An 11,930-nucleotide genomic window follows, 5' to 3' on the forward strand; every position below is an offset into this window, starting at 1 on the left:
AAGTCATAAAAAATACTATTTTAGCTGAAATTCAAAAAACATATGGATACAACACCAATTATAACACAAGATACTATTGTATTTGGAATATTAATGCTTACACTAGGTTTTGTTTTTTACACTTCCTCAAGCGAAAATAGTGCTTGGAAAAAGTTTTACAAATTTGTACCTGCTTTATTAATGGCATATATGATGCCTGCTCTTTTTACATCAACTGGAATTATTTCTCCGGAATGGACGACTGTAGGTAACGATGGAGAAATTACGGAGCATTCATCACAAATTTATTATATAGCTAGTCGGTTTTTATTACCAGCCGCCTTGGTTTTAATGACCTTAAGTATTGACTTAAAAGCGGTATTTAATTTAGGACCGAAAGCTTTAATTATGTTTATAACAGGTACGGTTGGAATTATAATTGGAGGACCTTTGGCTGTGATGTTGATCTCAGTTATTTCTCCTGAAACTGTTGGCGGAATGGGGCCTGATGCTGTTTGGAGAGGTTTAGCTACACTAGCCGGTAGTTGGATTGGTGGTGGAGCAAACCAAGCTGCAATGTTAGAAATTTACGAGTACAATCCTCAAAAATATGGAGGTATGGTAATTGTTGACATAGTTGTTGCAAACATTTGGATGGCAATTGTATTATTAGGAATTGGTAAACAAGAAAAAATTGACAAATGGTTAAAAGCTGATACTTCAGCTATTGAAGAATTAAAAGACAAAGTATCTTCTTACGCTGCTGCGAATGTTAGAAACCCTTCATTAACAGATTATATGATTATATTATCTATTGCATTTACTATTGTTGGAGCTTCTCATTTTGGCGCCAATGAAATTTCATCTTTTTTAAAAGAGAATATTGCTGCGGTGAATGATAAATCTTCTCCTTGGTCATCATTTGGATCTCAGTTTTTCTGGATGATAAGTATTGCAACATTTTTAGGTATTATTGCATCCTTCACTAAACTTAAAAAATACGAAGGTGCAGGTGCTAGTAAAATTGGTAGTATTTTTATCTACGTTTTAGTCGCATCCATAGGTATGAAAATGGATTTGACAAAAATATTCGATAATCCTGGGTTAATTGTAGTTGGTTTAGTGTGGATGACCATCCATGTTATTCTATTAATTTTTATTGCAAAATTAATTCGAGCTCCGTATTTCTTTTTAGCTGTTGGAAGTCAAGCAAACGTTGGTGGAGCTGCATCAGCACCAATTGTAGCCGCAGCTTTTCACCCTTCTTTAGCGACTGTTGGTGTTTTACTCGCTGTTTTTGGTTATGTAGTAGGTACTTATGGAGCAATGTTAACTGCTGAATTAATGCGAATTGTTGCAGGTTAAATTGTTTTAAAAACCAAATAAAAGTTAGATATTTGCTTGCTTAAAATTTTATAAATGAAAAAATTATTATACTTATTTATTGTAGTTAGTTTAGTTATTTCTTGTGGCAAAAGTCACAAAGGCTCAATGCTTGTAAAGGGAAACATTGATGGTTTTAAAAAAGGAACCATTTATTTACAAAAATATGTTGACACCTTATTAGTATTTGTAGATTCTATTCAACTAAATGGTGAAAGTGACTTTATACTTGGTGATGATGTACAAAGTGCTGAGATTTATTACTTAGCTATTAATGAAGTTCCTAATGAAAGCATTCCATTTTTTGGAGAAAAAGGTGAAATTACCATTACTTCAAAGCTTCCAAAACTTGAATATTCAGCAAAAATAAGCGGTTCAAAAAATCAAGATTTATTTGATGACTACAAGGAAATGTCTTCTAAATTCCAAGACAAACAATTAGATAATATCAAAGCTAAATTTGAAGCTCAAAAAGAGAACGATGAAAAACTGCTGGTTGAACTTGAAAAAAATGAAAACAGCTTATTAAAACGTAGATATTTGTACACAGCTAATTTTGCAATGACACATCCAGATGCTGAAGTTTCGCCTTATTTAGCTATTACTGAATTATATTACGCCAATGTAAAATTATTAGACACTGTAAATAACTCACTTTCAAAAAGAGTTAAAACAACAAAATACGGTTTACAACTTGAAGAATTTATTCAAAATATTAAAAAATCAGAATAAGGAATTTTATTTCTTTTAACTTAAAAGCAGCTTAATTAAGCTGCTTTTTTTATTTTTAAAAATTATTGTAACAATTCAACTATTTTATCTACTTATACATTGAACCCAAAACAAACTTGTGACGAAAGACCTTGAACATAAATTTATAGCTGAATTTGAAAAAAATCAGAATATAATTCATAAAGTCTGTAGGATTTATACCAACAATCAAGATGCACACAATGATTTGTTTCAGGAAATTACCATACAACTTTGGAAAGCATATCCAAAATTTAGAGGTGATTCAAAATTAAGTACTTGGATGTACAGAATTGGCTTAAACACTGCCATAACACTGTATAGAAAATCTAAACGTACTATACAAACACAAGACTTTGACAGTGTTTTACACAGAATTCAAGCAACAGAATATGATGCCACTGAAGAGGAACAGCTAAAAATAATGTACAAAGCAATACATCAATTGTCTGATATTGATAAAGCACTAATTTTCTTGTATTTGGAAGATAAAAATTATACTGAAATATCTGAAACTCTCGGTATTTCTGAAGTGAATGCACGCGTGAAGATGAACAGAATTAAAACTCGCTTAAAAAAAATACTAAATCCGTAATTATGAAGGAATTAGATTTACTTAAAAAAGATTGGAATAAAAAGGAAACTAAGTTCCCTAAGCTTTCCTATAACGATATTTATAAATTAATTCATAAAAAATCGTCATCAATTGTAAAATGGATTTTTATTATATGTATCGCTGAACTTTTGTTTTGGACAGCACTTAATTTAGTAATACCCGAAAGTTACCTTGATATTTATGCAAAGTTTCATTTAAAGAAATTTTTATTGATTACACAGGTTTTACATTATGTAATTCTATTTGTATTTATCTTTTTGTTTTACAAAAACTTTAAAGGTATATGCGTAAATGATACTACGAACGATTTAATGAAAAACATTATAAAAACTCGTAGAACTGTTAATTGTTACGTATATTATAACATTATTTTATACGCTATCATTTCAATTGTATTTAATATTACGATGTTTTCTCAACCTGAAATTTTACTTGAAGTTATGAGTCCTAAAGATGTTGATGTGGACAGTAACACATTTATAAATGTACTTTTAATTGTACAAATAGCCACCTTTTTTATTATTTGTGGATTACTATGGCTTTATTATAGAATAATTTATGGAATTTTATTAAAACGCTTAAATAAAAATTATAAAGAATTAGAAAATTTAGATTTTTAAACCATAAAAAAAGTAACACCTCGGTGTTGGTTTTTTATGGTTTATTATTTCTTTGTTCTTAACTTAATACTCCACTCAAATTCATAAGCAGAAACCTGATCTCCTTGTGCATCAATGCCAAAAGATTTCATTTGAATAGTTTCCCCTTCACCTGTTTCAATAGTTCTTTTTAATGCTTCATCAATTAAATGACCATCAGCACAAGTAAATGTAATTCTACCAACAGCCTTTTTTGTAAAAGCACCCGAATGATTGGTTACCAACATTGAAATTTTCTGTCCACTTTCCTGAATTTTCTGAATTACAATAGTTCCAGTAGTTAATTCAGCAGCCATAGATTGCACTGCGAAATACATAGAATTAAATGGATTTTGATTAATCCATCTATATTTAACAGTTGCTACTGCTTTTTCAGCATCTAACTCTTTCAATCGTACTCCACATAAATAAGCTGATGGTAATTTAAACATTAAAAACCTATTCATTTTTTTAACTGTAATTTTCATAAGGCAATATCAAAACGTTAAATCATTAAAACCCTTAAAATTAATTGGTTATCACTTAATCCTTTATGAGGATTGCTATATTTCGTACTTCAAATTTACAATAAGTTTCTTGAAATTGGTTTTTTAAATGAACTCGAAGCACCTTGGTTTAACCATCTACAAAAAATACAATAAAAAAGCTCAGGATTGAATTTAATCTTGAGCTTTTTAAAAAATTACATTAATTATAACTTAAAACAAAAACATTCTTTTTTTAGGCCGAACAAGCTAGGTCAAAAATAAATCTACTACCAACAGCTAACTCACTCTCAACTCTAATATGACCATCATTTTGTGAAATAAACTCTTTACAAAGTACCAATCCTAAACCTGTTCCACTTTCATTATTAGTTCCTTTAGAACAAACGTTATGTTCAATTTTAAATAATTTATTCATTTGATCATAAGACATTCCAACTCCGGTATCTTTAATTTCAGTTTCAATTACTTTAATATTATTTATAAATTTCTCTTTTGAAGAAACAAATATTTGGCCACCTATTGGCGTAAATTTAATAGCATTTGAAATTAAATTTCGAATTACTGTAGATATCATTTTTTCATCTGCACACACAGGTAAGTTTTCATCAATATCATAAGCAACTTTAATATTTTTTGCTGATGCTTGCGGAATATGACCTTCAATATTGCTATTTAATAAACTGCTTAAATTACAATTTGTTTTTTCTGATCTTAAATTACCACCTTGCAGTCTTGACCAATCTAGAAGATTGTTCAAAATTTCAATAGAAAACTTGGAAGATTCATATATATAATGGACAAATTTCTTAATATCATCGTGCGCTAATTCATCTAAATCTTCGTGAAGTAATTCAGAAAAACCTATAACAGAAGACAATGGATTTTTTAAATCGTGGGATATAATTGAGAAAAATTTATCCTTTGTTTTGTTTTGATAAGCAAGCTCCTCAGTTTGAGTTTTTAACTTTATATGCGTGCCTATACGAGCCAGAAGCTCATTGCTATTAAATGGTTTTGTAACAAAATCTACTCCACCAACTTCAAAAGCTTTAGAAATACTTTGAGCATCGGTATTTGCAGTTAAAAATATAATTGGTATCGTTGCTAAAGACGCATTCTCTTTAATTTTTAAGCAGGTTTCAAACCCGTCCATTTCGGGCATTTGAATGTCTAATAAAATTAAATCTGGAATTGTTTTATCTAAAACGCTTAAAGCTTGTTTACCACTTTTTGCCATTCTAAGGTTATACCCTACTCCTTTTAATACTCCAGCAACAACTTTTAAATTGTTTGAATTATCATCTACGATCAATATAGTGTTATCATTTGTAGCCATAATATTAAGATTTTAACCAATTAATTAATTCATCGAACTCCATTTCTTTAATACAATCGTCTAGATGTTTAAATGTTTTATTTGTACTATTTTCTAGATCAATCAATAACTCTTCAAGCAATAAAAAATCGCCTTCTAGTGCTGCATTTATAAATTTTTCTTTTTCATCTTCTGAAATTTCAGAAGCTTCACCATAATGAATTTCAATTTTTTTCTTAATTTCATACTCAAATTTTACGCCACCTTTATCAACCATTTCAGCTAATAAATCAACAAAATTTACTGGCTTTTTTATAAAAACAGTTGCTCCTATTTCCATAACCTCTTGTTGTTCAGACTCCAAAGCACTGGCGCTTACTATAAAAATCTTTACATCATGGTCTCCTTTCATTTGCAATATTTGTCTTGTAGCTTCAATACCATTTAACACTGGCATTACTACATCCATTAATATAATATCAGGTTTCCATTTTTTATACAATTCAACAGCTTCTAGTCCATTTTCAGCCTGTTTAATATCAAAACCTAAAGGATTTAATTTTTGAAGTAAAATATCTCTGTTTTCAAAACGATCATCAACAACCGCTAGTTTTAAACCTTTCATTTCAGGAATTAAACTAACAACCTTTACATCTTCTGTTTCTTCAATATTTTCACTTTTTTTACTTTCTTTAAACCCAAATGTAAAACTAAACTCAGATCCTTCTCCATAAGTACTTTTAATAGTAATATCACCTTCCATTAGATTCGCAAATTTTTTACTTATTGCCAATCCTAATCCTGTTCCTCCACTAACTCTTGCACCTTTTTGAGCTTGTTCAAATGGTTTAAAAACATTTTCCTGTTCTTCTTCTAAAATACCTACACCACTATCTTTTACTGCAACATTAATAAAGTTATTTTTTAAAACATCAATCGTAATTCTTACAAAACCTTTTGAAGTAAATTTTAAAGCGTTTCCTATAAGATTAATTATTACTTGCCTTATTTTAGATTCATCAGCAAAAATATTTTCAGGGATATAATTCTTCGGAATTATATTTAATTCTATGTTTTTCTGTGCCGCTTTAAACTTAAAAAGTCCTTCTACTTCTTTAAGCATCACAGCAAAATTAAAATCAGCTTCTTTTAAAGTAATTCGTCCTGCTTCAATTTTAGACATATCCAGAATATCATTTATCAAAGCCAATAAATGCTCTCCACTTCTATTTATTGTTTGTAAATTTTCGTATTGAACTTTTGTTAAATTATCTCCGTCTTGTAACAACTGAGAATATCCTAAAATTGCATTTAAAGGAGTCCTAATTTCATGACTCATATTAGATAAGAAGATAGACTTTGAAAGATTTGCTGAAATGGCTGCATTCGTCGCTTTTTTTAATTTCTTTTCGTTTTCTAAACGCTCTGTAATATCTTCTGATGCGCCTAAAACACCTATTACCTCATTGTTATTATTAAAAAAAGGCAGTTTACTTGTTAAAACAATTTGTTTTTTATCAGGATGATTTATATACTCTGTATATTTTATTCTAGGCTGAGCACTCTGCATAATTTCAAGTTCATTTGCTCTAAATCGTTCTGCATCTTTTTTAAGATGTATTTCAAAATCTGTTTTACCAATAACATCATCTTCACTATCAAATCCCATTTCTGCTAAATACGCTTTATTACAACCTAAAAATTTTGATTCAGTATCTTTCCAAAAAATCCTAATTGGTATATTATCTAAAACTTTTCTTAAAACTTCTTTAGCAAGCGTAGCCTCGTTTGTTACTTTTCTTAACTTTTTTTCAGTAGCTTTTTGTAAAGTTACATCTTCTTTAATTGCCATATAATTTGTTACAACTCCTTCTTTATTTTTAATTGGAGTAATAGCAGCTCGTTCCCAATAAAGTTTTCCGCTCTTAGATTTATTTTGAAATTCACCCTTCCATACTTTTCCAGATGAAATAGTTTCCCACATATCAGCATAATATGTTGCTGGTTGTTTCCCTGAATTCAAAATTCGCGGATTAGCACCTAAAGCCTCTTCTTTTGTATAACCTGTTGACTCTGTAAACTTAGAATTTACATATTCAATGTTTCCTTTTATATCAGTAATAGCAATAGTATTTGAACTTTGCTCAACTGCTAATGAAAACTTTTTTAATTCAAGTATTTGTTTATTTTTTTCGATTGCAGAACTTATATAAGTTGAAACAAATTCTAGCAATTCAATATCTTGTTGATTGTATGCATTTTCATTATCATAACTTTGCACCACAATAGCTCCGATAACTTCATTTTCAACAATTAACGGAACACCTAACCATATTTTACAAGCTATTCCTACTAATTCTATTTCACCAGCGGCTTCTAGTTCCTTAAATTCTTTTAAGCCAACTAATAAAGGCTTTCTACTATTAATTACATAACCCGTTAATGTTTTAGTTACTGGAAACTCTTCATCAGCTTCTTCTCCTGAAATAAATGGTATTGAGATTGTTTCTTTGCCCTTGTTATAATAAGCAATATATGAATTAGAAACATCAATCAACTTACCTAATTCACTTATAATAAACCTATTGTAGCTCTTTAAATCTTCTTGTTTATAACCATTCTGAGAAATATTTAAAAGTACCTTTTGTATGTCACTTGCTTTTTTAATTTCGGTAACATCACGTACAATACCTTCATAGTATAAAAGTTCTCCATTAGTATCGGTTATGTTTTCACCATGATTTTCTACCCAAATAATAGAGCCATCTTTTTTATAAAGTCTGTGTCGAAATTTTTCGGATTCATAAAAATGATTTACAACCTCTTTTCTATCGTTATCATCAAAATAAAGTTCCTTTCTAATGTTTATTTTTAACAATTCTCCTTTTGAATTGTAACCTAACATTTTAACTAAAGCAGTGTTTACATTGATGAATTTTCCGTCGGGAGTACTTCTGTAAATTCCGTCTAAAGAATTATTAAAAAGGTTTTCATATTTTCTATCGTTATGCTGTAAGGCATAAATTGTTCGGTCTTGCTTTTTTATTAAAGCTACTAAATCATCTTTAGTTTGACATTCATTAAGGCTAGTAAGTGTACTCATGTTGGCAGTTTTGGGGTTTAGCACGCATACCGTTTAACTAAATATACATACCGTTTATTACACTAATCAAACCAAATATACAAATTATAATGTAAATACACAATTTAATTAAGATTATTTAGTCTTATAACATATTGCACTACGCTTAAATGTTAAATAAATGTTAAATACAAGTACTATGTGTTGCATACTACCTTCTTTTATCCATATATTTGTATAAGAAATTAGTAAAACTATAATTATGATAACTCAAAATGATAAAAATTACAGCTCAATTACACATTTAAGTGGTTTTGCGGGTTGGTTTTTTCCTTTCGGAAATATTATAGCTCCATTAATTATGTGGGCCGCTAAAAAAAATGAAAGTAACTATATTGATGCCCACGGAAAAGCAGCTATAAATTTTCAACTTAGTTTAATACTATATGGTTTTTTACTTGCAATTCTTATTTTACCAATTACTATTTTAACCTTAGGCCTAGGTTTGATAGCAATTATTATAGCTATAATTCCGGCAATTATTTTAAAAATTGTTTTAATTATTTCAGCAAGTATGAAAGCCAATAATGGCGAATATTATGATTATCCCTTTACAATTGAATTTATAAAATAATTCATGACTTTTAATTATTAAATATCAACTTATGAAGATAGAAAACACAAAAGCACAAATGCGAAAAGGAGTTTTGGAGTTTTGCATACTATCCATATTGCAACATGGTGATGCATATACTTCTGAAATTTTGTCGCAGCTTAAAGACGCAAAGTTATTAGTTGTTGAAGGCACTATTTATCCTTTACTAACTAGATTAAAAAATGCAGGACTACTCAGTTACCGGTGGGAAGAATCAACATCTGGACCACCAAGAAAATATTATCTATTAACTGAAACAGGCAACTTATTTTTAAAAGAATTAACCACAACTTGGAGTGAACTGGTTGAAGCAGTAAACCTAGTAACTACCACTAAACCATCTGAAAAATGAACAAAACAATAAATATAAACTTAGGAGGTATCTTCTTTCATATTGATGAAATAGCTTATCAAAAACTAAAACGCTATTTGGATGCCATTAGACGCTCTTTAAGTGACGATCCACAAGGTAGAGATGAAATTATTAATGATATTGAACATAGAATTGGTGAATTACTTTCAGAAAGAATTAAAGACGAGCGCCAGGTTGTTAATGAAAACGACATTGACGAAATCACTAAAATCATGGGAAAACCTGAAGATTATTTAGTTGATGAAGAAATTTTTGAAGATGAAACTGGTTATTATAAAACTAGAACTTCAAATAAAAAATTATACAGAGATGGTGAAGACAAATTTTTAGGTGGTGTATCATCTGGAATTGCGCATTATTTTGGTATTGATGCGCTTTGGGTACGCATTTTATGGATTGTATTAGTTGTTGCAGGGTTTGGTTCTGGAATACCTATTTATATATTACTTTGGATTTTAATACCTGAAGCTACTACAACTGCCGAAAAATTACAAATGAAAGGTGAAGCAGTAAATATTAGTAATATTGAAAAGAAAATTAGAGAAGAATTTAATGAGGTGACTTCACGTGTTAAAGACGGTGTAAATGATGTTACTGAGAAAGTAAAACGGTCAAACTTTAAAAAAAACGTAAGTAGCAAAAGTAAGTCGGGTTTAGATGAAATTATAGATGTTTTATCAAAAATAATTTTAACTATATTTAAAGTTTTCGGAAAGTTTATTGGCATTATTTTAATATTAATTGCCTCCCTAACATTAATCGGACTTATTTTTGGGATACTTTCTGTTGGAAGTATTGGTATTTTAGATTTCGGTCACGATTGGGTAGATTATCCACCGTTCTTTTTTGACTCTGTAATTCCTTCTTGGTTACTTATATTATTTACTTTTATTGCTGCTGGAATTCCTTTTGTAGTATTGTTTATGCTTGGGTTAAAAATACTATCAAGCAATATAAATTCTTTTAGTACAACCACAAAATTATCTTTATTAGGTGTTTGGATTATCGCTTTATTAGGCTTGGGTTTTGCCGGAATTAATTTCGCTACACAAAGGGCTTATGACGGTGTGTATAATGAAACACAAGAGCTACCAATAACAAGTATGGATACGTTGAAAATTAAAATGGTTGGTGCTGAAAATTTATCAAACAGAACAGAATTAAGACGTGAGTGGGGTTTTGAAACCGTGTATGATAACGACCAACAAAAACTATATTCAACAAAATTAAATGTGGATATTAAAACTACTGAAAAATTGGAAGCTTTTGTAAAAGTTAGAAAAGAGTCACAGGGGAACAATAGATTAAACGCAAATAATGACGCTGAAGCTATTGAATATCAATTCAATTTAAACGATAAAAATTTATTACTAAATGGGTACTTTTTATCAGATTTTAAAAATAAATTTAAAGATCAATTAGTAGACATCACTGTTTATTTACCAATTAATTCAGTGGTTTATTTAGACAGATCTACACGCACTTTTTTAGATGATGTTGACAATGTTCAAAATATTTACGATAGAGATATGCCAAAGCATTATTATAAAATGACTGAAAACGGGTTACAATGTTTAGACTGTGACGCAGCCATTTTTGGAGATGATTACAAAAAGAAGCATGAAAACTTTAATTTGAAAATTGATGAAGATGGTGTTGAAGTTAAAATTAATGCTAAGAACGGGAAAAGTGATGCTAAAGTGAAAATTGATGAAAACGGAATTATTATTCAATAGTTACAATTCAACCATAAAAAACAACAACTCAAACAATATTTTTATAAAAGCACACACTTGTAATATACATTTGAACTAACAAACAATTGAACCATGAAAACTTTAGTAAAAATTACAGTATTAATTACAACCTATTTAATCATCCTTTTCACAACGTCATCGTGTATGATGGATGGACTAACTGGAATAAAAGGAAGCAATAATGTTGTTTCTGAAGAAAGAAATATTAGTTCTAATTTTGAATCAATAAAGGTAGCGCAAGGTATAACGGTATATTTAACACAAGGGAATTCAACAGAAATTAACGTTGAAGCTGATGATAATATTATTGATTTACTAATAACAGAAGTGAAAAATAATGAGTTGAAAATATATTTTGAAAAAAACGTATACAGAGCAAAAGCACGAAATGTATATGTAACTGCAAAAGATATTTCACAAATAAAAACCTCTAGTGGCGCTCAAGTAAGATCCGAAAACACTCTACAAGCAACAATTTTAGATTTAGATGCAAGTAGTGGAAGTTCAATTAAAATTCGTGTAAATGCAAAAGAAATTAGAAGTCAAGCTTCTAGTGGTGCAAATCTAAAAATTGAAGGAAAAACAGCTGTATTTTCAGCAAAATCAAGCAGTGGAAGTTATATTAAAGCCAACGGTTTAAAAACAACAAATGCAAATGTGAAAGCTAGTAGCGGTGCAAATATGCATATAAACGTATCTGGGCAACTAACAGCAAAAGCTAGTAGTGGTGGCTCTATAAATTATGAAGGAAATCCTAAAGATATAGATAAAGACACTTCTTCAGGAGGCAGTATATCAAGCAACTAACTTAAAATAATTACTCCTTTAAAAAAAACCAGCTTCATACATTTAAGCTGGTTTTTTTTTGTTAAT

Annotated in this window: 11 protein-coding genes; 8 read left to right on the forward strand and 3 right to left on the reverse strand. The window is 29.4% G+C overall.

Going from position 1 to position 11,930, the window contains the following annotated elements:
- Positions 1–42: 42 nt before the first annotated feature.
- The 4 genes from CHB67_RS05780 to CHB67_RS05795 all read left to right on the forward strand — a co-directional run bounded on the left by CHB67_RS05780 (position 43) and on the right by CHB67_RS05795 (position 3,348).
- Complete coding sequence (locus CHB67_RS05780; RefSeq protein ID WP_089380815.1) at positions 43–1,344, forward strand: DUF819 family protein; 1,302 nt, start codon at positions 43–45, stop codon at positions 1,342–1,344.
- A 54-nt stretch (positions 1,345–1,398) separates the two neighbouring features.
- Positions 1,399–2,094, forward strand: a complete 696-nt coding sequence (locus tag CHB67_RS05785; protein WP_089380816.1) for a DUF4369 domain-containing protein — start codon at positions 1,399–1,401, stop codon at positions 2,092–2,094.
- A 118-nt stretch (positions 2,095–2,212) separates the two neighbouring features.
- Positions 2,213–2,707, forward strand: coding sequence for an RNA polymerase sigma factor (locus CHB67_RS05790; RefSeq protein WP_089380817.1), 495 nt, complete (start codon positions 2,213–2,215; stop codon positions 2,705–2,707).
- 2 nt (positions 2,708–2,709) lie between these two features.
- On the forward strand, positions 2,710–3,348 hold the full coding sequence (locus CHB67_RS05795) for a hypothetical protein (RefSeq protein WP_089380818.1): 639 nt from the start codon (positions 2,710–2,712) through the stop codon (positions 3,346–3,348).
- Positions 3,349–3,392: 44 nt separating this feature from the next.
- Here the strand turns inward: CHB67_RS05795 and CHB67_RS05800 are convergent, their stop codons facing one another.
- The 3 genes from CHB67_RS05800 to CHB67_RS05810 form a co-directional block, all read right to left on the reverse strand.
- Complete coding sequence (locus CHB67_RS05800; RefSeq protein WP_089380819.1) at positions 3,393–3,854, reverse strand: DUF4442 domain-containing protein; 462 nt, start codon at positions 3,852–3,854, stop codon at positions 3,393–3,395.
- Between the two features lie 253 nt (positions 3,855–4,107).
- A complete protein-coding gene (locus tag CHB67_RS05805) occupies positions 4,108–5,211 on the reverse strand; it encodes a hybrid sensor histidine kinase/response regulator (RefSeq protein ID WP_089380820.1) in 1,104 nt (367 codons plus the stop codon).
- A gap of 4 nt (positions 5,212–5,215) precedes the next feature.
- The gene (locus tag CHB67_RS05810; RefSeq protein WP_089380821.1) at positions 5,216–8,293 is read right to left on the reverse strand and encodes a PAS domain S-box protein; all 3,078 of its coding nucleotides are present in this window, start codon (positions 8,291–8,293) and stop codon (positions 5,216–5,218) included.
- A 241-nt stretch (positions 8,294–8,534) separates the two neighbouring features.
- Between CHB67_RS05810 and CHB67_RS05815 the strand changes: the two genes are divergently transcribed.
- From CHB67_RS05815 to CHB67_RS05830, 4 genes are all read left to right on the forward strand, one after another.
- Positions 8,535–8,906 carry a DUF4870 domain-containing protein gene (locus tag CHB67_RS05815; protein ID WP_089380822.1) on the forward strand — a complete coding sequence of 124 codons (372 nt, stop codon included), beginning with the start codon at positions 8,535–8,537 and terminating at the stop codon, positions 8,904–8,906.
- 31 nt (positions 8,907–8,937) lie between these two features.
- On the forward strand, positions 8,938–9,279 hold the full coding sequence (locus CHB67_RS05820) for a PadR family transcriptional regulator (protein ID WP_089380823.1): 342 nt from the start codon (positions 8,938–8,940) through the stop codon (positions 9,277–9,279).
- Positions 9,276–11,036, forward strand: coding sequence for a PspC domain-containing protein (locus CHB67_RS05825; protein WP_089380824.1), 1,761 nt, complete (start codon positions 9,276–9,278; stop codon positions 11,034–11,036). The genes CHB67_RS05820 and CHB67_RS05825 overlap by 4 nt, the downstream gene beginning before the upstream one ends.
- A gap of 93 nt (positions 11,037–11,129) precedes the next feature.
- Complete coding sequence (locus tag CHB67_RS05830; protein WP_089380825.1) at positions 11,130–11,864, forward strand: head GIN domain-containing protein; 735 nt, start codon at positions 11,130–11,132, stop codon at positions 11,862–11,864.
- The last annotated feature ends 66 nt before the right edge of the window (positions 11,865–11,930 follow it).

Source organism: Lutibacter agarilyticus (assembly GCF_900188235.1).
Lineage (GTDB): Bacteria > Bacteroidota > Bacteroidia > Flavobacteriales > Flavobacteriaceae > Lutibacter > Lutibacter agarilyticus.